We start from the raw sequence: 24064 nt of genomic DNA, 5'->3' as shown, positions 1-24064 counted from the left end.
CCCCGCACCTGCGGAGAACTCCCCGAACCACTGTTGGTGGGCCCCCGCGCACGACTATTCTCGACAGTTGTCCGTACCACTTTGGGGGAGGGTAGGCATGAAACCGTCCCGGCCGCTGTACGAGCGCGAACCGGAACTCGCCGCCGCCGCGCAAGCCGTCGACGCACTGTGCGGCGCTCAGGCGTCCGGCGGGCTGCTGATCTTCAGCGGTGAAGCAGGCATCGGCAAGACAGCGCTGCTGGCCGAGATCCAGGCCATGGCAGCCGACCGGTGCACCGTCTGGTCCGCACGAGGCGGCGAGACCGTCACCTCCGTACCGTTCCACGTCGTACGCCAACTGCTGCAGCCCGCACTGGAACAGCTCCCCACCGACGACGTACGCGCACTGTTCGGGGCCTGGTACGAGATCGCCGCACCCGCCCTGGGACTCGTCGAACCGACCGGTCCGCAGCCCGATCCGCAGGGTGTGCGCGACGGCCTCGACTGGGTCGTCTCACGGCTCGCCTCCCGGCTGAGCCACCGCCCGCTGCTGCTCCTCATCGACGACGCGCACTGGGCCGACGGCGAATCCCTCGCCTGGCTGGCCTCGTTCACCGCCCGGCTCGGTGAGCTGCGGGTCCTCGTCGTCCAGGCGCACCGCCCGGAGGAGCTCGCCGCCCGGGAAGCGGCGCGCACCGCTGCGGGCGGTCATCCCGCGCAGGTGCGGGTCGCCCTGCGGGCCCTCACTCCGGACGCCACCGCGGAACTGGTCCGCGCGGGCCTCGGCGAGCACGCCGACGACCCGTTCTGCCGCGAGGTCTGGGCCGTCACCGGCGGCAACCCGTACGAGGCGGTCGAACTCGTCGCCAAGGTCCAGGACCGCCAGCTGGCGCCGCTGGAGGAGTCCGCCGGGCTGCTGCGCGAACTCGGTGCCTCGGCCCGCGGCAGCGGACTCGTCGCCCGGCTCGAACGGCTCGGCACCAACGCCAACCGGTTCGCCTGGGCCGCGGCAGTGCTCGGCACCGACATCTCCCAGGACCTCGCCGCGACCCTGGCCGGAATGAGCCCGGCGGAGGCGGCGGACTGCACGGCCCGGCTGCGCGAGGCCCGTATCGTCAGCGGCTTCGACCCGCTGGAGTTCGTGCACCCGCTGATCGCCACCGCCGTGTACCGCTCGATCCCGCCGGCCACGCGCACCGCCATGCACGGCAGGGCGGCCTGGGCGATCACCCGGGCCGGTCTCGGCCCCGCCGCGGCCTCCCGGCATCTGCTCGAAGTCCATCCGGACGACGACCACGAGCTGGTCGAGCAACTCCGGGCAGCCGCCGGCCAGCACCTCGCGGTCGGTGCACCCGAGGCGGCCCGCCGCTGTCTGGAACGGGCTCTTCAGGAACCGCCGCGCCACGATGTGCGCGCCACCCTGCTCTACGAACTGGGCTGTGCCACGCTGCTCAGCTCGCCGCCCACCACCGTGCAGCATTTACGGGCCGCGCTCGACCTTCCCGGTCTCGCCGACGACCTGCGGGTCGACGCCACCTTCCGGCTCGCCGCCGCGCTGTCGCACAACAACCAGCTGAAGGAGGCGGCGCTCGCCCTCGCGGCCGAGGCCGAGCGCACCGCGCCCGGCCCCGGTCTGATGCGGCTGCAGGCCGCGCACTTCCTCTGGGAGGGCATGCAGGCGACCGAGGAGGACGGTGCGGGCCGCTCGCGCAGGCTCGCCGCGAACGCCGACCACCTCACCGGCCGGGACAACGCCGAGCGGGCGCTGCTCACCCTGCGCGCCTTCGACGCCATGCTGCGCGGCGAGAACTCCCAGCTGATCGTCGACCTCTGCGAACGCGCCCTGGTCAACGGCCATCCCGCCCGCGGTCTCGGCTGGACCGACACGGAATGGGGCTTCGAACTCCCCACCCTGCTCGGCATCACGTACGCCTTCACCGACCGCCTCGACCGTGCCGAGGAACTCTTCGGCGAAGCGGTGCGCGCTTTCGAGATCTCCGGCTGGAGCGGCGCCCACCTCGCCTTCGCCCATACGCTCCTCGGCCTGGTGAACCGCCGTCGCGGCCGCCTCGCCGAGGCGGAGGGCTTCCTGCGCGAGGGTCTCCGTCTCGCCGACCGTGTCGGCAGCGGACTGCCCGTCCACTGGGACGCCGCTTGTCTGCTCATCGACACACTGCTGGCCCGAGGCCGCGTCACCGAGGCGCGCAAGATCGCCGACCAGTACGACTTCGGCCTGCCCTACCCCAGCGCCATGGTGCTCCCCGACGCACCGTGCGTCCGGGGCCGCCTGCTGCTCGCCGAAGGCCGTATCAAGGAAGCCGTCACCGAACTGGAAGCCGCCGGTCAGGCCCTCGAACCGCGCGGCAGGTTCAACGGTATCTGGGGCCCCTGGGCCGGCGACCTGGCACGCGCACTGGCCGACGAGGACCCGGGTCGCGCCGCCCGGATCGCCAACTCGGCCCGGGTGCACGCCGAGCGGTTCGGAACGGATACCGCGATCGGCGAGGCACTGCGCTGCGTCGCGCTCTTCGCCCGTCCGGAGGAGGCCGAACGCCTGCTGGGCGAGGCGGTCCGTCATCTGGAGGCGTCGCCGTCCGGCTACGAGTTCGCACTCGCCCTCGTCGAGCACGGCATCGCGACCCGCTCCCCGAGGGAACTCGCGCGGGCGCACAAGCTGGCCACGGCCTGCGGCGCGGAATCCCTGGCGACTCGCGCCCAGCAGGCACGGGCGTCGATCCGGTCCACCGAGTGAGGTAATGTTTGTCCTGCGCAGCCGCCCGGGAACACCGGGGGGAATCGCAGCGGGACGTGGCGCAGCTTGGTAGCGCACTTGACTGGGGGTCAAGGGGTCGCAGGTTCAAATCCTGTCGTCCCGACTCGAAAGAGTCGCAGATCAGGGCCGGTATCGGAGAAATTCGATACCGGCCCTTGATCGTTTCTGGGGACCAGGTGGGGACCGGTGTCCTTGACCTGTGTCAGCGGGTGGGGTGATCGGGCTCGGCAGCGAACGCGGCGCGCGGAGCACACTGAGGTGCGCGGAGAGCGCTGCTCCGGCTGCCGTGCTCTCGTGTACTCCGGGTGCAGGTAGTGCTGGGTGGTGGTCAGCGAACCGTGGCCGGCAATCCGGCGCAGGACATGGACCTGGACGGCTGCGTCGGCGAACCAGGTCAGTCCGGTGTGCCGGAGGTCGTGGCGGCGCAGGTGCTCGTAGCCGAGCCTGGTGGCCGGATCACATGTTCAGCCGAAGGCCACCTGCGTGTACGGCAGTTACCGGTCCGGGTGATCAAGGACGAGGACTCGTCCGGACCCCGGGGTTAAAGATCAAGTTGAGTGCCTGATTGCGATATCGGACCGCGTAGGTCGGCGGGCTGCCGCTTCCGAGAAGTGATTTGGCGGCTGTTGGTGGGATTGGGTATAGTCGGCGGGTTTTGTCATTGATTCGTAACACCGCCGGGCGAAGTGCAACCGGGCGGGGTGGCCGGCTCGTGTGGGTGATCAGCGAGGCGCACCGGGCGCCTTCGTGAAGGGTGGGTCTCACCACGTGGGGGGACCTGCGGGAGGAAAGCCCATGACCAGGACGAAGAAGACCGGGATGAAGGCGCGGGGCCGCCGTGTGGCTGTGATCGGTGCGCTGGGTCTGGCCTCAGTGACTCTGGCCGCAGCGCCGGCGCTCGCCAAGGGCGCTGTGGACATCACGGCGCCGCACACGGCCCATGTCGGCAAGACCATCACGGTCAAGGCGCACGGCGGCGACGACAGCGCCGGCTACCTGCATCAGCTGTGCCTTGAGGAGAACGGCTTCGGCGAGGGGTGGCACCAGGAGAACTGCAGTGCTGCGGTCAAGGGCGATGCGCGGGTCACCGCACACGGCACGTCCGCGCGCCGCGGCAACCTGAAGTTCCGTGCCGTGCTGTACGGCTTGACCAGCACTCACGACCAGAATCCCGTGCGCTTGCACGCCTCTGACGTGGTGACGGTGAACGTCCGCTGAGCCGGCAGCGCGGCCGCGGACAGCCGGTATGACCACTGCCCGCGGCCGCGCGGTTCAGTGCCTGTTCTGCGATGCCGTCCTTCGGGAGTACGGAGGACACGGCATGCCCGGCGAGGGGATGCTTGAGACATGGGTCAAGCTCGGCCGGGGCTGGGCCGTGTACGACTCGATGGCCGGAGCCGGTGATCTGAACGACGGCGGCAAGGCGGACCGGCTGGCGCGGGGGGCCAGCTCGCAAGAGGCACCGATCTGCACGGTCACTGCCGTGCGCGCAGTGAAGCCTATGGCGTCGTGATCCGCCGGACAGAACCTCGCCCGGGCGCTGCCCTCCCCGGTCCCCACGCCCTACATCGTCAGGTCAATCAGCTTCTCCGGTGTGATGGGCAGGTCGCGGACGCGTTTCCCGATGGCGTCATAGACGGCGTTGGCGACAGCGGCGGCGACACCTGTGGCTCCCAGCTCGCCGATGCCCTTGGCCCCGAGAGGGCCGGCGTACTCGTCGAACTCATCGATGAAAGCGATGTCGATGGCGGGCGGGATGTCGGCGTTGACCGGCAGCGGTACGCCGGCGAGGTCGGTGGAGAGCCACCGGCCCAGGTTCGGCTCGTACAGGCTGGCTTCCATGGCCGCCATGCCCCACCCCCAGACGACACCGCCGATCATCTGGGACCGGGCGGTTCGCGGGTTGATCACGCGGCCTACGCTGTAGACCCCGGTCGCTCGCCGCAGCCTCAGCAGTCCCAGATCCGGGTCGACGCCCACCTCTACGAACACGGCGCCGAAGGTGCGCGTCGCCCGTTCGGCATCACCGGCATCGGCGGGCGCCCCGCCCGGCAGGCTGAAAGCGCCGTCGCCGATCAGTTCGTCCACTCGGGCGTCCCTCATGACGTCCGTGAGCGAGCGGGAGCGCGTGCCGTGGATCAGGTGCCCGTCCTGCGTGTGCACTTCCTCGGCCGGCCAGCCCGCCAGGTCGGCGAGCTGCTTGATGATCTTCTGGGCGGCGTCCTGGACGGCCGCACCCATCCCGATCGTGGTCCCGGAACCGAACGTCGGTCCCGCGAACGGCAGATCGCTGTCTCCCGAGGCCGCACGCACCGCCGTGGGTGGCAGGCCGAGGACGGACGCGGCGATCTGCGGGAAGATGGTGGCGGACCCCGCTCCGATGTCGGTGTATCCCGCTTCGAGCCGCGCGGTGGCATCCGCGGCGAGGCGTACCCGTGCCTCTGACGGGAACCGGAACTGGCCTTGTGTGCTGTCGGCCATGCCCCAGCCGAGCAGCCAGTCCCCGTCGCGGGTCCCGCCGCGCCCGCGCTTTCGCCAGCCGAATCGCCTCGCTCCCTCTGCGTAGGCTTCCTTGAGCTTCTTCGACGACCACGGACGGCCGTCCGACGGATCGGCATCGGCATGGTTGATCAGGCGCAGATCGAGTGGATCCATGTCCAGTGCCCGCGCCAGCTCGTCCATCGCCGAGCCCAGAGCCCAGGTGCCGGGGCCGTCGATGGGTGAGCGCATGAAAGTCGGCAGATTCACGTTTCCCCGGCGCACCTTCTGATCGAGCAGGATGGCGGGGGTCGCGTAGAGCGATCCGGAGGGTGCGCTGCCGAACTCGATGTAGTCGTCCGTCACCGCGGTGGTGTTGTCGACCTCGTGGACCACGCCGGTGAGACGGCCGTCTTCTGCCGCGCCGAGTCTGACGTTCTGTCGCATGCGTGCCTGGTAGCCGACGATCGTGTACATCTCCGAGCGGGTCAGCACGAGTTTCACCGGTCGTCCGACGACCTTGGCCGCCATGGCGGCGAGAATCTCGTGCTGCCAGACGTACGCCTTGGCGCCGAAGCCGCCCCCGGTGTGACGGCAGTGCACGCGGACCTTGCCGGGATCGATACCGAAGGCGGCGGCCAGGTTCGACCGCACCGCGTAGACGTGCTGTGCGGCGTCGTGGACGGTCAGCCGGTCGTCGTTCCAGACGGCCAGAACGGCCGACGGCTCCATGGGGTTGGCGTGGCGGGCCGGCTGAAGGTATTCACCGCCGGCCTGGACCGGAGAGGCGGCGACGGCGGCCTCGGCGTCACCCTTGCGGAATCGCACCATGCCGATCGCGTTGTAGCCGCTCTCGGGTGAGGGGGTGGTGGCGGGTGCGCTGTCGGGAACCGTGAACTCATCGGTGCGGCACCGCACCTGCACGAGGGAGGCCGCGCCCTCGGCGGCTTCGAGGGTTTCCGCCAGTACGATCGCGACCGGCTGCCCGCTGTAATGGATCTCGGGACCCTGCATGGGCAGGAAGAGCGAGGCGAGCGGCGGGCTGCTCGCGGCAGCCAGATCCGCGTGCGCGGTCGGCATGTCCGCGGCGCTCAGTACATGACGGACGCCGGGCTGCCGCAGCGCGTCGGCACTGCCGATGTCGAGGACATGGCCCGCCGGCACGGGTGCGCCGACAAGGACGCCGTGCAGCTGATCCGGCTCGTTGTGGTCAGCCGTGTACCGGGCCGCGCCAGTGACCTTCGCGGGACCGTCGAGGCGGGGAACGGACGTGCTTGAATTCATCGGACTCTCGCCGCCAATTGGAAGGCGCGCAGTGCCGTGTTGCGCGACAGCGGGATCTTGAACGCGTTGGACGACAGGGCCCGGGCGTCATCGAAGGCACTCGTGATGGCGACTTTGACCTGGGCGGAACCGACGGTCAGACCCACCAGCGATACCTCCGCCTGCTCCAGGCGCCAGGGCCGCATCGCTACTCCGCCCAGAGCGATGCGCGCCCGGGTGATCACTTCGTCCCGGACTTCCGCCACCGCGGCGGCCGAAGTCAGCGCGAACTCGTAGCTCTGGCGCTCCCTGACCTTCACGTAGGCGGACCGGGGCGCGGACGGCCCCACCTCGATCGCCGTGATCACCTCACCGTGCCGCAGTACGTTGTGCGCACAGGGGTCCTCGGCGGGCAGAACGTGGAAGTCCTTTGCCGGCAGGCGCCGTCCACCCTCGACGTGCTCGGTGACGTAGACAGCGTCCAGACAGCTGAGCGCGACCGCGGGATCGGACGGATGCGTGGCTACGCACTGCTCGGTCCAGCCGAAGATCGCGTGGCGGGCGTTGATACCGTTCAGCGCCGCGCATCCGGAGCCGGGCTCTCTTTTGTTGCACGGCACCGGGAGATCGGAACGAAAGTAGGCGCACCGGGTACGCTGCACGGGATTTCCGCCGATGGTCGCGAGGTTCCGCAGCTGCGCCGAGGCGGACTGCACAATGGCCTGGGAGAGCACGGGATAGCGTTCCCGTACCTCCGCGTGCAGAGCGACCGCATTGAGGCTCGTCAGCGCGCCGATGCGCAACCCGCCGGATTCCAGCGCGGTGATACCGGTGAGGCCCGGGACCCGGCTGATGTCCAGGACGCGTTCCGGCCGGTGAATACCGATCCGGGCCCAGTTGAGCAGTTCGGTACCGCCGGCAAGCAGGGTCACATCCGTTCGCTGAGCGAGTGTCAGGGCCTCTTCGAGAGAGCGGGCGCGACCGTACGAGAAGGACCGCACGTCAGACCGTCTCCTTCGCCGCTGCCGCCACCGCGGCGGCGATCTGCGGGTAGGCAGAACAGCGGCAGATGTTGCCACTCATCCACTCCCGGATCTCTTCGTCGGACGTGGTGCGGCCCTCCCGGATGCAACCCACCGCGGACATGATCTGCCCCGCGGTGCAGAATCCGCACTGGAAGGCGTCGTGATCGATGAAAGCCCGCTGCACGGGGTGGAGTTCGTCGCCTGTGGCGAGTCCCTCGATGGTGGTGACGACTCGTCCGTCAGCACTGGCGGCCAGCATCATGCAGGCGTTGACCCGCGCGCCGTCGACCAGAAGGGTGCAGGCCCCGCACTCGCCGCGGTTGCACCCCTTCTTGGTTCCGGTGAGCCCGAACACCTCGCGCAGCAGGTCGAGCACGGTCGTCCGCGCATCGCCGTGGAAATGCTCTTCGTTCCCGTTGACGCTCAGGCTGATGGTGACCTGCGCGGAGAAGGGGTCACTCTCCACTGCTGGCTCCTCGTCGGTCGATATGCGAAGAAGATGGCTAATGCGTCTAGAGTCTTCCACCACCGGACCAGATGCCCCTTCAAGGACACAAGCCGCGTAGGCGCAGGCGGCCGCATTCGCCCGGCGCCATGGATTGCGCCACGACTCGGGCGGGTCGCCACGAGGTCGGGACCTCCTGCCGACCCGGAAGGTGAACGCGTTCACCGGCGTCGAGGGCCAGCTGGGCATCACGACCGCGTGCCGCCTGATGACCAGCGGGTCACGGGCCGCCCGCTACCGCCGCCCGCGGCTCCCGCACCGCGCAGGCCCCGCTCGCCGCAGGTCCAGCCCTCGGCCCGGCCGAAGAACGGGCTGCGGTACGGGAACTGGTGAACAGCGACGAGACCACCGATCCGGCCAGGCGCAGGGAGCCGACACAACAAACCGCATAGCGTCACGACCTTCTCATTGGACGTGAATTTCACCACGGTGATCTGGATCAAAGAATTCACTCGGAGCAGCTCTTGAGTACGACCAGGTATGCGCCGCAGCCCTCGGCGTCATGTTTCAGCCGTCGAGGACGAGCCACCGGAACCCGTGCCTGAGCAGCGGTGTCAGGGTCCCTCGGTGAAGTGCGGCGAAGCTCACGACCACCTCGTTCTCGTCGCTGCTGGACCTTCGCGAGCAATCCCGTCACCTGAACACAACCTGAACACCGCCGTCCGCCGCCCCGCCTGCCACCGGAACCGACGTGCGAACCCGGCCATACTGGGCCGATGACCGCTGCCCGCATTCTCGTCGTCGAGGACGACCACGGACTACGCGATGTCCTGGCCCGGGGACTGCGCGACGAGAACTTCGATGTCGTGACCGCCACCGACGGCACCTCGGCGCTCAAGGCAGCCGACGAAACCGTCCACGCGGTCGTCCTCGACATCGGACTTCCGGATTCCGATGGACGCGACGTGTGCCAGGCAATGCGCGGGGCCGGCATCGCCGTGCCCGTGATCTTCCTGACCGCGCACGGTAACCTCACCGACCGGCTTTCGGGTTTCGCCTCCGGAGGCGACGACTATCTCGTCAAGCCTTTCCATCTGAGCGAACTGGCCGCCCGCGTACGCGCGGTGCTGCACCGCGCCGGCCACACCCAGACACTCAGCGACCACGCCGGTACGGTGCTGCTGGACCCGGTACGCCACGAATTTACCGTGCGGGAGCGGCCCGTCGCGCTCACGCCCACCGAGTTCCGGCTGTTGGCACGTCTCCTGGCCGATCCCGGTGCGGTGGTACGGCGTGGCACCCTGGTCCGGGCCGCCTGGCCCGAGGGCGCCCAGGTCAGCGACAACACCCTGGACCAGTATCTGGCCCGGCTGCGGCGCAAGCTGCGCGAGGCGGACAGCCCGAGCACCATCAGCACGGCCCGCGGTGTCGGCTACCGCTTCGGATGAAGGTCGCTCGCATGTACCCGGCACTCCGGGGCCCCCGCACGCTGCGCGGACGCCTCGCTCTGATGGCCCTCGCCACCAGCGCGCTGTGGATCGGGGTCCTGACCACCGTGTTCAATCTGGCTCTGGACCAGCGGCTGCACGCGCAGGCGGACGATGTCCTGCGCACGCGGGCGGAGGCGGTGGCGGCCACTGTGGACGTACGCTCCGACGGCCGGCTCGTCGTTCGTGAGCCCACCGAGGACGCGGCCCTGGACGCCGGGGTCTGGATCTTCCGGGGCGACAGGGTGATCGAGGAGCCCCCAGGTGCACCGGCCGCCCTCGACGCCCAGGCACAGCACCTGGCGGGCAGCCGAAAGGCGTTCGCCGACGCCCAGAGCCCTGGGCCCTGGCGGCTGTACGCCTTCCCCCTCCACGCTTCCGCCGCTCAGGGCCACGCGTCCACGCAGGCCGGCACCGTGGTGAGCGCTCTGAGCCTCGATCCGTACCGCGACACCGCCGAGACCGCACTGGTCGGATCCATTGCCCTGGCTGTACTGCTGCTGGCGACGTTCTACCTGCTGACTCGTCTCGCGGTGCGGCGTGCTCTCCGTCCCGTCGCCGCGATGAGCGACCAGGCAACGCGGTGGAGCGCGGCGGGCGCACCGGAACGCTTCGGCTCCGAGGCCAGACCCACGGAACTCGCCGCGTTCGCCACCAGTCTCGACGCGCTCCTCGACCGCCTGGCCGCGGTGCTGCGCCACGAACAGCAGCAGGCAGCCGAACTCTCCCACGAGCTGCGTACCCCGCTGTCCAGGATCACCGCGGAGACGGACTGGCTCACCTCCCGGCCGCGCAGCGAGCAGGAATCGGCAGATTCGCTGGAGGCCATCGCCAGGGCCGCTGCCAGGATGCAGCAGATCTGCGACTCACTGCTCTCCGAGGTCAGGACCCGCAACGCGCAGACGCCAGGCCGCTGCCGCTTCCCGGAACTCGGCCACCACCTCGCCTGGCTCAGCGCCTCACAGGGTCCCGCCGGAGCCCCCGAGGTGACCGTCGTGACAGACCGTCCCCTCGCCGATGGTGCGGGCTCGCACATCGACATCGGTGTCTCTCAGGAGGTCGCCGAGCGCATTCTGGTACCGCTGCTGGACAACGCCCGCCGCTACGCCGCCCGGTCGATCACCCTCGGCTGTACCCGACGGGAAGGAGCAGTCACGGTGTACGTCGACGATGACGGCCCGGGCGTACCCGAGACGTTCGCCGCCTCGCTCTTCGAACCCGGCCGCCGCGCCCACCCCCAGGACGGACACGACGGCGCGGGCCTGGGCCTGGCCCTGGCCCGTCGCCTGGCCCGCGCTGCCGGCGGGGACATCGCACTCGATACCGAAGCGCCCGGTGCCCGCTTCGAGGTCACCCTTCCTGCGGGCTGACGGCAGCCTCCTGCGTCACGTCGCGTCGGGTACGGGTGAGGAAGACGACGAGGCCGAGGATGACCAGGAGAAACAGCACGCTGGTCCCGACCGTGCCCAGCCCCAGACCGCCGTCCGCCAATGGCTGCGACAGATAGTCACCCAGCGAAGCACCCAGCGGCCGAGTCAGGACGTACGCGATCCAGAACGACCACACCGCGTCGAAGTCCAGCGTCCGGTGCGCGACGGCCACGGCCGCGATCAGCGCCGCGAACACCACCGCGGAGAGCCAGTAGCCCAGATTCAGCTTCTCCGCCGCCAGGTCTCCCGCCGCCGTACCGAGCGCGAACGTGAACAGGATCGCCAGCCAGTAGAACGCCTCACGGCGCGTGCTGAGGATCGAGTGGATCGACAGAGTCCGCTCACTGGCGTACCAGACGATGAACGTGCCGGCGAGGGCCACGCCGAAGACCGCCGTGGTCGTCTCCAGCGGAACAGCCAGATTGTCCGTGAGATTGTCACTGATCAGGGTGCCGACCACGCTGATCAGAACCACGGACAGCCAGTACACGCCGGGCACGTACGCCCGCGCCCTGAACTGGAAGACCAGGGACACCACCAGCAGGGCCCCCATGAGGTAGGAGGTGTTGGTCAGCCCCATGCCCAGGTTGTCATTGAGCAGGTCCGCCGCGGTCTCGCCGACGGTGGTGCACAACACCTTGATCACCCAGAAGTAGAGCGTCACCTCCGGAACCTTGTTCAGCATCTGCCGCTGCCTGGAGCGCGCACCGGACGCGTACATGTCGGTTGTCATGGAACCGCACGCTGTCAGCCCCCGCCTGAACTTTTCCTGACCACATCGCAGGCCTGAGCTGCCCTGGGTTTCGTAGCGGCCGGCATGTGCGAAGTACCCGGGAGCCTGACCGCATCACGTCCGGCAGGCCGGTCTCACACCGGGATTTTCCGCGGCGGCCTGTGGCACCGTTTGGTCTCACGGGCGGTCGGTCAGCGGGGGATGGTTCTTGCGTGGTCAGCGCGTGGGTGCGCGGTGGAGGGCGATGAGGGCGGCGTCGTCGCCCATGCGCCCGCCGACGTGGGCGAGGAGGTCGCGCCGGATGTGGTGGAGCAGGACCTCGGGAGTGCTGTCGGTCCACTGGGCGGCGCGTCGCGCGAAGGGGTAGAAGCCGCCGGTGCGGTCGCGGGCCTCGATGACGCCGTCGGTGTAGAGGAGAAGGGTGCTGCCGGGCTCGAACGGCACCTCGTCGAGGGTGTAGTCGTCCGGCGTTGCCCCTCCCGCTCCGACGCCGAGCGGGGGAGCGGGGTGCAGGTCGGGGAGGGTGACGGTGTGGCCAGGGCCGAGCAGCAGGGGAGCCGGGTGCCCGCAGCTGGTCATCCGCGCGAGGTGGCCCTGGTCCGGGATATCCAGCAGCAGGGCGGTGACGAAGGATTCTCCGGCTTCGCCCTGTGGCGCGAAGTCGGGCAGGTAGCGGCGGGCGCTGCGTTCCAGGGCGGCGGCCAGGGCGGGCAGGGTGGTGTGCTGGTGGGCGGACTCGCGGAAGGCGCCGAGCAGCAGGGCGGCCTCGCCGACGGCGGCCAGTCCCTTGCCCCGCACGTCGCCGATTATCACGCGGGCCCCGCTCTCGGTGCGGGTGGCCGCGTACAGGTCGCCGCCGATCTGAGCCTCGTCCTCCGCTGCCAGGTACAGGCACGCCGTCTGCAGGGGGCCGATCCGGTCCGGGAGCGGCCAGAGCAGGACGTGCTGGGCGGCCTCGGACACCGACCGCACCTGGGCCAGCTCTCTGCCTTTTCGCTCGCGCACGGCGCAGAACACCACGATCAGACACGAGAGCACGGCGAGGGCGATCAACTGCACCACCACGGCCCGGGAGAACAGCGCCCCGAAATGCAGCCCGATGTACGCCTGGGCGGCGATGGCCAGCACACCGATCAGCGCCGTCGTCCGGGGGCCGGCGAAAGACGCGGTGAGCGCGGGCGCGATCACCAGCAACGGCCCCAGGTGAACGTCGCTGGGGGCCAGGATGTCGACGACCATGATCACCAGGATGAGGACCACGGGTATCGCGAGCAGCGCGTGGTTCCGTTGCCATGGCTGCCTCACAGCGGCAAGGCGTTGTCCGAGGTCCATGTCTTCCACAGTGCACCCTGAGGCCGCGGCTCACGAGTCCGGAGCATACGGCAGCCGGCCGATGGGCCGACTGCCGGAACAGAGATCTTCGGGTCCGGCCGGGTCCTGATGCTGCGCGACGTTGGAGGTGGGCCTGTCGGCGTCGCCGGCGCTGGTGACGACTTGGTGTGACCCGGTATGCGTGATCCGAAGGTCCTCCCTGCGTCACGCGGCCACATCGGCAGGAGCATCGTCCGGCGGGACGACCGGATCGACCGGCACACCGCACGGGGCACCCGGTCGGCGCTGGACTCCGATGCGCTCGAGCGCCGTCCGGCGCGTCCGCCCGGACGGCAAGCTCACTCGTTCACCGCGCCGCCGGTGAGCGCCTTCGCCGTCCGCGCCTTCTAGGCTTGCCCCCATGGGGCGTGTCCGACCAAGTCCGCAGGCGGGTGGCGATCCCACCGCATGGCCACGGCGCTCTTACGCCTTCGCGGTCTGGTATCTGCGCGTCGTTGCCTTCCTCAACTTCCTGGCCGCCGTGTGGGTGACTCTCGGGAACGACATCCGGCGGCACGAGGACGAGTACGTGACGCCCTATCTGCTGACCGCCGGCTTCTTCTCCGGCGCTCTGTCGTTGTTCCTGGCGGTCACCATGCGGCGGCGCAAACGGATCGCGTGGATGCTCAATCTCGTGCTGAGCGGTCTGACGCTGGCACTGACCGCCCTGCGTCTGAGCCTGCCGGTCTACCAGCAGCACGCGCAGAACTGGATCGCGTTCCTGGCGACCGCGCTCTTCGTCGCCGCCCTGCTCACCGGACGGCGCGAGTTCTACGCGAAGGGCGACCGCTCCAATCCGAGACTGGCGGCGACGGTCGGCGTGACCGGGCTGGCCGTGGGCTCGCTGCTCGCCGCCGCCATGGTCTCCGTGACCAACACCGACCCGGACCCGGGGCGCTCCGGCTTCCTGGACCGCTGGCACTACGGCGTCCTGCGCATGTTCTCGCTCAGCGCCGAGGACATCCACTTCGAGGGCATCATCACCCCCGGCTGGGCCAATGTGCTCATCAACCTGATGAGCACGGCACTGATCCTGCTGGTGCTGCACGCGGCGTTCAGATCGCGCCGCGCCGTCGACCCGCTCACCGAGGATGACGAGGAACGGCTGCGTGCCCTGCTGGAGAAGCACGGCGCCCGCGACTCCCTCGGCTACTTCGCCCTGCGCCGCGACAAGAGCGTCATCTGGTCGCCGACGGGCAAGTCCGCCGTCACCTACCGGGTCACCGGCGGCGTCTCGCTCGCCTCCGGCGACCCGATCGGCGACCCCGAGGCCTGGCCGGGAGCGATCGACCGCTGGCTGACCCAGGCCCGCGAACACGGCTGGACCCCGGCGGTGATCGGAGCGAGCGAGGCGGGCGGCACCGTCTACACCCGGCACGATCTGAACGCCCTGGAGCTGGGCGACGAAGCCGTCGTCGACACCCGCGAGTTCACTCTCGACGGCCGTGCCATGCGCAACGTCCGCCAAGCCCACCACCGCGTCCGGCGCGCCGGATACTCCGTACGCGTCAGACGCCACGAAGACGTCCCGCCCCAGGAGATGGCCCAGTTGGTCGGCCTGGCCGACGACTGGCGCGACGGGGCGACCGAGCGCGGCTTCTCCATGGCGCTGGGCCGGCTCGGCGACCCGGGCGACGGCCGCTGTGTGATGCTGGAGTGCCACGACGCCGACGGACGGCCGCGCGCCCTGCTGAGCTTCGTCCCCTGGGGCGCCGAAGGGCTCTCGCTGGATCTCATGCGGCGCGACCGGAGCTCCGACAACGGTCTGTTCGAATTCATGATCCTGGAGCTGATCCAGCGCGCACCGGATCTGCGGCTCCATCAGATCTCGCTGAACTTCGCGATGTTCCGCTCCGTCTTCGAGCGCGGATCCCGGCTCGGCGCCGGGCCGGTCCTGCGGCTGTGGCGCTCGCTGCTGACCTTCTGCTCCCGCTGGTGGCAGATCGAATCGCTCTACCGCGCCAACGCCAAGTACCGCCCCGCCTGGGAACCGCGCTTCCTCCTCTTCGAGAAGAATGCCGATCTGCTGCGCATCGGGATCGCGAGCGCTCGCGCCGAAGGCTTCCTGGAGGCCCCGGGCCTGCCGAAATGGCTCAACCGGAAACGGCTGGAGACCCGTCGTTGACCATCGTGGCCGCCTTCGCCCGACGCGAGGGGGGGACCGTTGTACGCGACCGTACGAACGGCATCGGCCACCCAAGGGGCGCGGGCGGTCGCCCTGGCCCAGGTGCTGCTGATGTTCGGCATCGCGGAGATCGTCCTCGCCCTCCGGCGGGAGCCCGCCGACCGGCCCCTGCGCGTGCGGCTTGGGCCTCGTGGGTGCGCTCCATTCGGGGTGCATTCCCGCCGTGCCGTAGTGGCCCGGGCACCGCCGGGACAAGGGAAGGACAAGCCGCAGACGCGTCGGGCATGCTCCCCGCCGCGTCCCCCACCGGAGCGAGGGCGTCCGCAGATGTCGAGACCACCCGTAGAGAAGTTCGGCAACCCGGGCCTACGACGGGACATCGGACTGATCGGCCTCATCTGGACCTCTGTCGGATCCATCATCGGCTCCGGCTGGCTGTTCGGCGCCCTGTTCGCGGCGCAGGCCGCAGGGACGGCCTCCCTCGTCTCCTGGGGCATCGGGGCCCTCGCGATCACCGTCCTGGCGTTCGTCCACGCGGAACTGGGCGCCATGTATCCGGTCGCGGGCGGCACGGCGCGCTTTCCGCACTACGCCTTCGGCGGGGTCGCCGGGGCGTCCTTCGGCTGGTTCTCCTGGCTCCAGGCGGTCGCCACGGCGCCGATCGAGGTGATGGCGTCGCTGAACTACCTCAGCGTCCACGCCGACTGGGTCCAGACGGAAGAGAACCGCCTCACCGCCGCCGGTTACGGTCTGGCCGTCGCCTTCATGGCCTTCTTCGTCGTCGTCAACTTCTTCGGCGTCCGCTGGCTCGCCCGCACCAACACCGTGGCCACCTGGTGGAAGGTCGCCGTCCCGGTCGTCACCGTCGTCGTCCTGGCGGCGACCACCTTCGAGGGCGGCAACTTCGGCCACCAGGGCTTCGCCCCCTTCGGCGCCCAGGGAGTCCTCTCCGCCGTCAGCAGCGGCGGCATCATCTTCGCCCTACTCGGCTTCGAACAGGCCGACCAACTGGCCGGCGAGAGCCGCAACCCGGCACGGGACATTCCGCGAGCGGTCATCGGCTCGATCCTCATCGGTGCCCTCATCTATCTGGCGCTCCAGGCAGCCTTCATCGGGGCCCTGCCGCAGAGCGCCTTCGCCCACGGCTGGTCCGATCTGGCCTTCACCGACAAAGCGGGCCCGTTCGCGGGTCTGGCCCTGTCGGCCGGGCTCGGCTGGCTCGCCGCCCTGATCTACATCGACGCGGTCGTCTCGCCCACCGGCACGGGCCTGATCTACACCGCCGCCGCCTCCCGGGTCTCCTACGGCCTCTCCCGCAACGGCTATGTGCCCGCGGTCTTCGAACGCACCACCGCACGCGGAGTGCCCTGGTTCGGCCTGCTCTTCGCCTTCGCCGTCGGTCTGATCATCTTTCTGCCGTTCCCCACCTGGCAGAAAATGATCGGCTTTGTCACCTCCGCCAGCGTGCTGATGTACGCGGGCGCTCCGCTCGCCCTCGGATCTCTGCGTAAACAGGACCCGGAACGGTACCGTCCGTACCGTCTGCGGGGCGGCATGTTCTGGGCCCCCGTCGCCTTCATCGTGTCCAACCTGATCATCTACTGGGCCGGGTGGGACACCCTGTGGCGGCTCGGCGTCGCTATCGTGCTCGGCTATCTGCTGCTGGGGGCCTCGGCACTGTCCCGCGTCAACCCGAGACTCCCGCACCCGGACTGGCGCTCCGCGCAGTGGCTGCCGGTGTATCTCCTGGGCCTGGGCCTGATCTCCTGGCAGGGCGGCTACTGCAGCACGGGGCCCGCCTCGACGGTCTCCTGCGGCGCGACCGGTGCCCTTCCCCTGTGGTGGGACATGGCGGTCGTCGCCGCGTTCAGCCTGCTGATCTACTACTGGGCGCAGTCCGTACGGCTTCCGGACGCGGAGGCCCAGGAGTACATCGGCTCCGTCGGCGTACTGCCCGGCACCTGACCCCGGGAACCCGGGCGTGGGACTCGACGCGGTGCTTTCCCCGGTTACCGCCCCGGGCGTCCGCTGTCGCTGCGGGCCTCGGAGGCTTCGTCGAATTCCGCGCGGAGCCGGCCGCGAGTACGCATCAGGATCCGCCCGAGCATGTTCTTGCCGGATCCGGTCCTGCCCCGGCCCCAGTAGTGATCGGCAGTGGTGTCCTCAACGATCTCTTCGTCACCGGTGGACAGCAGAATGCCGCGGATGTCCGCGTGCGTAAGGAACTTGGCCGCCATCGCACGGCGCATCACGTCGTCCTTGGCCCGTTCCCAGTCCCGCCGCATCGGTTTGGACGGGTCACGGCCCAGCTCTGCGGCGCGCAGCGGGGTGCGAGCACGACGGATGAGATCCGCGTGTCGGGTGCCGATGAACTTCTGCGCCTGGAAGTAGTGCTCCGAGGTCGGCCACCAGCGCCCGTCGAGGTCCAGGCCGTGATCGGAGAAGTTCGAGAAGCAACCGTGAGGGACTTCGTCGGCGCCGTAGAAGTAGATCGTCATGGCTGCCTCGCGTAGGTGACGGAAACCCGCACCGTGCCAGGCACGCGCCCGCACCCGCAACGAGATTTCCGCGGCCACCACCTCAAGCGGGTGAACGGCCGCGTCACCGGAGCATACGAACTGGCCGGCCACGGGGTCCGGGAATAGCTTGGCTCCCGTACGCGGCCGAGGCACCTCCGACGGGCGGGACGGTTCCATGCAGAGCACAGCCGTACGCCCCGGCGGAGCCGAGGATCCACAGGGTCCGGGCTACAAGTGGATCGCCCTGTCGAACACCACGCTGGGTGTGCTGATCGCGACGATCAACCTGTCGATCATCCTCATCGCGCTGCCGGACATCTTCCGCGGCATCGGAGTGGACCCCCTGGAGCCGGGCAACACGAGTCTGCTGCTCTGGCTGATCATGAGTTACATGGTCGTCACCGCGGTCCTGGTGGTGAGCTTCGGCCGGCTGGGTGACATGTACGGCCGGGTCCGGATGTACAACCTGGGGTTCGCGGTCTTCACGGCGTTCTCCGTACTGCTCTCGGTGACCTGGATGCACGGCACCGCCGGCGCCCTGTGGCTGATCGGGATGCGCGTACTCCAGGGCGTGGGCGGAGCGATGCTGATGGCGAACTCGAACGCCATCCTCACCGACGCCTTCCCGCCCCGCCAGCGTGGTCTCGCGCTGGGACTCAACCAGGTCGCGGCGATCGCGGGGTCGTTCATGGGACTCGTGCTCGGCGGGCTGCTCGGTCCCTTCAACTGGCACCTGGTGTTCCTGGTCTCCGTCCCGATCGGGCTGTTCGGAACGGTCTGGGCCTATCTGAAGCTGTACGACACCGGGGTCCGCACCCCGGCCCGGATCGACCGGTGGGGCAATCTGACCTTCGCGGTCGGTCTGATCGCCGTACTGTCCGGCATCACGTACGGCATCCAGCCCTACGGCGGCAACACCATGGGATGGACCAATCCCTGGGTGATCACCGCGATCGCCGGCGGGCTGGCCGTGCTGGGTCTCTTCTGCGTGATCGAGACCCGGGTCGGCCAGCCGATGTTCCATCTGGGGCTGTTCCGGATCCGGGCCTTCACGGCGGGCAACGTCGCGAGTCTCCTGGCGTCCCTGGGGCGTGGCGGCCTCATGTTCATCCTGATCATCTGGCTCCAGGGAATCTGGCTGCCCCGGCACGGCTACGGCTTCGAGCAGACCCCGCTGTGGGCCGGCATCTACATGCTGCCCCTGACGGTCGGATTCCTGATCGCGGGCCCCTTCTCCGGATGGGCCTCCGACCGCCTCGGCGCCCGGATCTTCACCACTGGCGGGATGCTCCTGGCTGCCGCCACCTTCGTGGCCCTCAAAGAGCTGCCGGTCGATTTCGACTACCCTCTCTTCGCCCTGATCCTGCTCGTCAACGGGCTGGCCATGGGACTGTTCGCCTCGCCCAACCGGGCGGCGATCATGAACAGTCTGCCGCCGGACCAGCGTGGTGTGGGCGCGGGAATCAGCACCACCTTCCAGAACTCGGCCACCGTGCTGTCCATCGGCATCTTCTTCTCGCTGATGATCGCCGGGCTGGCGAGTTCGCTGCCGGACACGCTCGCCCACGGCCTCACCGAACAGGGCGTGCCGTCCGCCGACGCGGCGCGCGTCGCGGCCCTGCCGCCCGTCGGCGTGCTGTTCGCGGCGCTCCTGGGATACAACCCGGTGCGCAGCCTGCTCGGCCCGGAGACCCTGGCGCAGTTGCCCGCCAGTCACGCCGACTACCTCACCGGACGGGCGTTCTTCCCGACGCTGATCTCCGAACCGTTCGAGCAGGGACTCTCCGTCGCCTTCGACTTCGCCATCGTGGCGTGCCTGGTGGCCGCGGTCGTCTCGCTGCTCCGCGGAGGCCGCTACGTCCACGGCGAGAGGGCGACGGCGAAGGCGTGAACCGTGCGGAACGCCGCCGGCCGGGGAGCGTCAGGGGCGGCGGCGCAGCCGCAGCGGGGTGTAGACGGCCAGGGCGGCGAGGAACGCCACCCCGTAGGCGAGATCCGCTCCGTGCAGCGCCTTTGCCACCGGGCCCACGTACAGGCTGGTGTTCATGAAGGGCACCGCTGCGGCGAACGCGACGGCGAAGGCGGTGAGCGCCGGCCACCACGGCTGGGGGCGGGAGCTCTCGGCGGCCAGGTCGATGGGGGAGCCGCCGCGGGCCCTCGCCCGGACGATCCAGTCGACGGCCACGATCGCGACGAACCCGGGGATCCAGTAGCCGACGAGAAGCAGCACGTTCTGGAAGCGTGCCGTGGTGTCGGCCGCGTGCATCCACAGCACGAGCGGGAATCCGAGAGCGGCGGCGAGCGCCGCGGCGACGGGGCGCGGCAGGCGGACCCCCATGGTCTGCAGAGCGAGCGATCCGCTGTAGTCGTTCATGGCGTTGCTGCACAGTGCCGCGAGAGCCACGGCGAGCAGTCCGAACGCTCCGAGGGCGCCCCCGCCCAGCAGGGAGTCGATGCCGCGGGCGGTCTGGTCGGTGAAGACGGACGCACCCCACAGGCCGAGGGTCTGGACCGCCACGAACGAGACGCTGATGCCGAGCAGCGTGCACCAGAACATGCGCGGCCGGGACGCGGTGCGCGGCAGATAGCGGCTGAAGTCGCTGGCGTACGGCGCCCACGACAGCGCCAGGCTCAGGGCGATGGTGCACGTCAGGACGAACGCGCCCGCCCGGTCGGCGCCGTGCACGGAGCCGGTGGTGGCGGGGTGGACACCGTGCAGGAGTTTCGCGGCGAGCACCGCGAAGGCGGCCGCGAGAACGAAGGTCATCACGGTCTGGAGCCGGTGGATCACCTCGTACCCCAGTACGCCGAGCGCGCCCTGTGCGGTCATCATGACCAGCACCCCCAGCCAGAACGGCCAGCCGCACAGCTGGGCCAGCGCGTCCCCGCCGAACAGACCGATCAGCGCGTCCCAGGCGATGGACGACAGCCACTGAAGTGCGCCCGGGAGTACCACGCCACGGCCGAACGCCAGCCGCGCGAGCGGGAGTTGTCCGGCGCCGGTCCGGCTGCCCCAGGTTCCCAGATACGCGGTGGGTGCGGCGCCCACGAGCGTGCCGAGCACGACGGCGGTGAGCGCCGTGGCGAAGTCCAGGCCCAGCGCGATGCCGACGGTGCCGGTGAAGACGCCGGTCATGGTCAGGTTGGGGGCGAACCAGACGGTGAACAGCCGGCCGGGCCCGCCGTAGCGACGGTCCTCGGGAACGGGGGCTATCCCGTGCGCCTCGATGCGCAGATCGCCGGGGGCGGTGGGCATCCGCCCGCCGAACGCGGGCCGCGGGGCGGCGGCGCGCTCGTCCTGGGCATACGGCAATGACATGAAGACATCCCTCCGCCAGTGCTAACTGGTTCAGGTTCGACGGGTGTGTTCTCAGCCCTCGTGCGGGGCACCCCGTGTCCGGTTCGGCGGTCAGGATAGCCGGGCCCGTGCTCAGGCCCGTGCGGCGGGGGCGCCGGCCCGCGGTGGGGCGACGGCGATCTGTCCGTACGGGGGATCCGTCCGTGCCGGCGGGTCAGCCGGGGAGCGCGCAGCGGAAGCCGCCGCGGCCGGTCGTGCTGCCCGCGGTATCCAACATTAGTAAACGTCTAGACCAAACAGGATCGAACGAAAGTCCTTGACTGCCCGCCCCGGTTGCGGAATTCTCCTGAACACTTCGCTGGTTTAGACCACTTGGAGACTCTGTGAGACGTCGTGACATGACATCACTCGCATGCCTGCTGGCCACGGCGACCGCCGTGATGTGCCTGGCATCGCCCTCCAGCGCCGCCCGCCCGGCCGGTCCGCCCGGCGCGGCCGCCCTCCCGCCGGTCTCACCCAATCCGCAGTCCATCAGCCGCACCGGATCCGATGCCACCGTCACCGGCCGCGCGATCGTCGTCGCCGACGACCGGACCGACGCCGCGGCGCTCACCCGTCTCGTGGCGGAACTCAAGGCGCACGGCGCCCACCGGGTGGACGTCGTGGCACCCGGTCATGTGCCCCGTGCCGCCGCCGGCCTGCTCACCGTGCGGCTCGGACCCGCCACCCGCGCGGACATCGCCCGCCAACTCGGCAGCACGGCCGCCCCCGACCACGCGGAGGGCTACGCCCTGCGGGTCTCGGCGCACGGCCCGGGTCGGGAGGTAGCCCTCGGAGGTACCGACGCCACCGGACAGTTCTATGCCGTGCAGACGCTGCGCCAGCTGTTCCTGCGCGCCGGCCACTCCTGGAAGGTCGCGGGCGCGCAGGCCGCCGACTTCCCCTCCATGCCGCTGCGCGGCACCATCGAGGGCTTCTACGGAGAGCCGTGGACACAGGCCGAACGGCTCGACCAGATGGACTTCTACGGCGATGTGAAGGCCAACACCTACATCTACGCGCCCAAGGACGACCCGTACCACCGCAGCAAGTGGCGCGACCCCTACCCGGCCGACAAGCTCACCGAACTGGGCGAGCTGGTGAAGCGGGCCACCGCCAACCACGTCCGGTTCACCTTCGCGGTCTCCCCGGGCGGGTCGGTCTGCTACTCCGACCCGGCCCACCGCAAGGACCTCGAAGCCAAGCTCCAGGCGATGTACGACCTCGGCACGCGGGCGTTCTCCATTCCGCTGGACGACATCAGCTACACCCGCTGGAACTGCGAGGGCGACAGAGCGGCGTACGGCGAACCAGGGCGCGAAGCGGCCGCCAAGGCGCAGGTCGACCTCCTCAACGACGTACAGCACACCTTCATCGCCACCCACCCGGGCGCGCAGCCGCTGCAGATGGTGCCGACCGAATACGGTGACCTGACGGACACCGCCTACAAGCAGATCCTGCGCGCCACGCTGGACCCCGCGATCGAGGTCATGTGGACCGGCACCGACGTCGTGCCGCCCACCATCACCAACGAGCAGGCCGAAGGCGCGGCGAAGCTGTTCGGACGCAAGGTGTTCGTGTGGGACAACTATCCCGTCAACGACTTCGGGAACACCGCCGGACGGCTGCTCCTCGCTCCGTACGACAAGCGTGAGGCAGGCCTGTCCGCCCACCTCACCGGCATCGTGGCCAACCCCATGAACCAGCCGTACGCCAGCAAGGCCGCCGTCTTCGGCGCGGCCGACTTCGCCTGGAACGACACGGCCTACGACGCATCCGCCAACGGACGGCGCGCCATGGCCTATCTCGCGGGCGGCGACCGCGCGGCGACCGACGCCCTGCTGGTGTTCGGCGACCTGGAACACATGGCGCCCACCTTCGGGGACACCCCCTGGCAGCCGCAGGCTCCCGAACTGGCCCTCCGGACCGCTGAGTTCTGGACCTCGTGGGACTCCGGCGACCGGACCGGCGCGCTCCGGGCGCTGCGCCCGTACGCCACGGCCGTGCGGAACGCGCCCGAGGTCATCCGCGGCGGCGCCGTCCAGCCCGGGTTCGTCACCGACGCCGGGCCCTGGCTCGACGCCACCGCACTGTGGGGCCGCGCCACGGTGACGATGCTGGACGCCCTCGACGCCTGGAGCTCGGGCGACAAGGACACGGCCGCGCGACTGCTCGCCGAATCGGGGCGACTGCAGGAGCAGGCGCGCGCGGTGCGGGTCGACCCGCCGCGCAATTCCTGGGGCAGCGTCCAGCCCAAGGTGGGTGACGGCGTGCTCGACGCCTTCCTCGCGCAGGCCGCGGGCCGGATGCGCTAGCCGGGACGCCCTGCCGGCGCGTGGGGCCACCTCTGCGCGGGGCCGGTGCAGCCGGCCCCGCGCACCGATGAACCGCACCATGAGTACACCAGCGAAAGGGCGTTCATGGCGAACTGTCCCCGCCGGCTGTGAAGGCGCCCGCGCGTCCCGCGACAGCGAGCGGTCGTCGTCGGCCTGGCCGCGGTCTCGTGCTGTCCCTCGCATCCCGGCTGCCGTCCTCCGCGAGCACCGCGCCGCCGCCCCGGTCTTGTCATGCCCGCGCACCTCTGGCTCAGCCGAAGAGCTTGGCCACGAAGCCGGAGAGATTGGCCGTGGTGCGGGCGATCTGCTCCTCCATCGTCAGCGACTCCTTGAAGCGGGCGCCCGAGGGCACGGCCTTCTTCCCCCGTACGTAGAGCGAGCAGTCGAGGTCGGTGCACATGTACAGGCCGACCGAGTTGCCCTCGCGCCCCGCCGGTCCGGCCTTGCGGGCGGTCATCAGCGAGACCCCGCTGCCCGGGTGCGTGGTCAGGCAGAGCGAGCACATGCTCCGGTGCAGAAAGCCGCGCTGCTGGGAGGGGAAGCGGAGCGTGATGCCCGCCAGCCGGCCGTCGTGCTCGGTGACGATGTAGCTGCGCCCGGGAGCGGAGAGGTCACGCCAGCCGAGGAAGTCCAGATCCTCCCACGGCAGTTCCTCGAAATCACGGGGGAGCGGCAGACGCTTGGCTTCCCCCTTGGAGCAATTGATGAACGACATGCGGATGTCCTGCTCGGTCACGGCCTTCATGTAACCGAAGCTAACTCT

18 protein-coding genes, 1 tRNA gene, 1 pseudogene and 1 riboswitch are annotated in these 24064 nt (G+C 69.9%); of the genes and pseudogenes, 11 read left to right on the top strand and 9 right to left on the bottom strand.

Annotated elements, in window-relative coordinates; all coding sequences use genetic code 11:
• Nucleotides 1-97: 97 nt before the first annotated feature.
• The gene (locus tag OG322_RS02325; RefSeq protein ID WP_124285754.1) at nt 98-2731 is read left to right on the top strand and encodes an ATP-binding protein; all 2634 of its coding nucleotides are present in this window, start codon (nt 98-100) and stop codon (nt 2729-2731) included.
• A 50-nt stretch (nt 2732-2781) separates the two neighbouring features.
• Nucleotides 2782-2855: transfer RNA gene (locus OG322_RS02320), tRNA-Pro, on the top strand.
• 113 nt (nt 2856-2968) lie between these two features.
• On the opposite strand, the pseudogene OG322_RS02315 reads toward OG322_RS02320, so the two are convergent.
• Nucleotides 2969-3210: pseudogene (locus tag OG322_RS02315) on the bottom strand (tyrosine-type recombinase/integrase); the annotation flags it as partial.
• Nucleotides 3211-3547: 337 nt separating this feature from the next.
• Here OG322_RS02315 and OG322_RS02310 point away from each other — a divergent pair.
• Complete coding sequence (locus OG322_RS02310) at nt 3548-3970, top strand: hypothetical protein (RefSeq protein ID WP_123464680.1); 423 nt, start codon at nt 3548-3550, stop codon at nt 3968-3970.
• Nucleotides 3971-3998: 28 nt separating this feature from the next.
• A complete protein-coding gene (locus OG322_RS02305) occupies nt 3999-4265 on the top strand; it encodes a hypothetical protein (RefSeq protein ID WP_329305965.1) in 267 nt (88 codons plus the stop codon).
• A gap of 50 nt (nt 4266-4315) precedes the next feature.
• On the opposite strand, the gene OG322_RS02300 is transcribed toward OG322_RS02305, so the two are convergent.
• The 3 genes from OG322_RS02300 to OG322_RS02290 are packed head-to-tail and all read right to left on the bottom strand — an operon-like array spanning nt 4316 to nt 7984.
• Entirely contained in the window at nt 4316-6514 is a 2199-nt protein-coding gene (locus tag OG322_RS02300) for a xanthine dehydrogenase family protein molybdopterin-binding subunit (RefSeq protein ID WP_329305964.1), read from the bottom strand.
• The gene (locus OG322_RS02295; protein WP_123464685.1) at nt 6511-7494 is read right to left on the bottom strand and encodes an FAD binding domain-containing protein; all 984 of its coding nucleotides are present in this window, start codon (nt 7492-7494) and stop codon (nt 6511-6513) included. Before OG322_RS02295 ends, OG322_RS02300 begins: the two co-directional genes overlap by 4 nt.
• A gap of 1 nt (nt 7495) precedes the next feature.
• The gene (locus OG322_RS02290) at nt 7496-7984 is read right to left on the bottom strand and encodes a (2Fe-2S)-binding protein (protein WP_443066521.1); all 489 of its coding nucleotides are present in this window, start codon (nt 7982-7984) and stop codon (nt 7496-7498) included.
• A gap of 755 nt (nt 7985-8739) precedes the next feature.
• On the opposite strand from OG322_RS02290, the gene OG322_RS02285 reads away from it, so the two are divergent.
• Together OG322_RS02285 and OG322_RS02280 are read left to right on the top strand one after the other, a co-directional pair.
• Nucleotides 8740-9411, top strand: coding sequence for a response regulator transcription factor (locus tag OG322_RS02285; protein ID WP_123464687.1), 672 nt, complete (start codon nt 8740-8742; stop codon nt 9409-9411).
• Between the two features lie 11 nt (nt 9412-9422).
• Nucleotides 9423-10820, top strand: coding sequence for an ATP-binding protein (locus OG322_RS02280; RefSeq protein ID WP_329305963.1), 1398 nt, complete (start codon nt 9423-9425; stop codon nt 10818-10820).
• Here OG322_RS02280 and OG322_RS02275 read toward each other — a convergent pair.
• Complete coding sequence (locus OG322_RS02275) at nt 10801-11613, bottom strand: COG4705 family protein (RefSeq protein ID WP_206432430.1); 813 nt, start codon at nt 11611-11613, stop codon at nt 10801-10803. The genes OG322_RS02280 and OG322_RS02275 overlap by 20 nt on opposite strands.
• A 216-nt stretch (nt 11614-11829) precedes the next feature.
• On the bottom strand, nt 11830-12945 hold the full coding sequence (locus OG322_RS02270; protein ID WP_123464692.1) for a PP2C family protein-serine/threonine phosphatase: 1116 nt from the start codon (nt 12943-12945) through the stop codon (nt 11830-11832).
• A gap of 177 nt (nt 12946-13122) precedes the next feature.
• Between OG322_RS02270 and OG322_RS02265 the strand changes: the two genes are divergently transcribed.
• The 3 genes from OG322_RS02265 (at nt 13123) to OG322_RS02255 (ending at nt 17074) form a co-directional block, all read left to right on the top strand.
• The gene (locus OG322_RS02265; RefSeq protein WP_123464693.1) at nt 13123-13335 is read left to right on the top strand and encodes a hypothetical protein; all 213 of its coding nucleotides are present in this window, start codon (nt 13123-13125) and stop codon (nt 13333-13335) included.
• 10 nt (nt 13336-13345) lie between these two features.
• Nucleotides 13346-15109 carry a phosphatidylglycerol lysyltransferase domain-containing protein gene (locus OG322_RS02260; RefSeq protein ID WP_124285758.1) on the top strand — a complete coding sequence of 588 codons (1764 nt, stop codon included), beginning with the start codon at nt 13346-13348 and terminating at the stop codon, nt 15107-15109.
• A gap of 327 nt (nt 15110-15436) precedes the next feature.
• Complete coding sequence (locus tag OG322_RS02255) at nt 15437-17074, top strand: APC family permease (RefSeq protein ID WP_329305962.1); 1638 nt, start codon at nt 15437-15439, stop codon at nt 17072-17074.
• A 44-nt stretch (nt 17075-17118) separates the two neighbouring features.
• Here the strand turns inward: OG322_RS02255 and OG322_RS02250 are convergent, their stop codons facing one another.
• Nucleotides 17119-17739 (bottom strand): NADAR family protein, encoded by a 621-nt coding sequence (locus tag OG322_RS02250; RefSeq protein ID WP_329305961.1) that lies wholly within the window; start codon nt 17737-17739, stop codon nt 17119-17121.
• 64 nt (nt 17740-17803) lie between these two features.
• Between OG322_RS02250 and OG322_RS02245 the strand changes: the two genes are divergently transcribed.
• Nucleotides 17804-19519 (top strand): MFS transporter, encoded by a 1716-nt coding sequence (locus tag OG322_RS02245; RefSeq protein ID WP_266410454.1) that lies wholly within the window; start codon nt 17804-17806, stop codon nt 19517-19519.
• A gap of 30 nt (nt 19520-19549) precedes the next feature.
• Here OG322_RS02245 and OG322_RS02240 read toward each other — a convergent pair whose 3' ends face one another.
• On the bottom strand, nt 19550-20947 hold the full coding sequence (locus OG322_RS02240) for a purine-cytosine permease family protein (protein ID WP_329305960.1): 1398 nt from the start codon (nt 20945-20947) through the stop codon (nt 19550-19552).
• Nucleotides 20938-21032: riboswitch (TPP riboswitch) on the bottom strand. Its footprint overlaps the gene before it by 10 nt.
• 292 nt (nt 21033-21324) lie before the next feature.
• Between OG322_RS02240 and OG322_RS02235 the strand changes: the two genes are divergently transcribed.
• On the top strand, nt 21325-23280 hold the full coding sequence (locus OG322_RS02235) for a beta-N-acetylhexosaminidase family protein (protein ID WP_266410452.1): 1956 nt from the start codon (nt 21325-21327) through the stop codon (nt 23278-23280).
• A 271-nt stretch (nt 23281-23551) separates the two neighbouring features.
• Here the strand turns inward: OG322_RS02235 and OG322_RS02230 are convergent, their stop codons facing one another.
• Entirely contained in the window at nt 23552-24046 is a 495-nt protein-coding gene (locus OG322_RS02230; protein WP_124285762.1) for an FBP domain-containing protein, read from the bottom strand.
• Between the last annotated feature and the right edge of the window lie 18 nt (nt 24047-24064).

Source organism: Streptomyces sp. NBC_01260 (assembly GCF_036226405.1).
Taxonomy (GTDB): domain Bacteria; phylum Actinomycetota; class Actinomycetes; order Streptomycetales; family Streptomycetaceae; genus Streptomyces; species Streptomyces laculatispora.
This window is presented reverse-complemented; position numbering and strand designations above follow the sequence as displayed.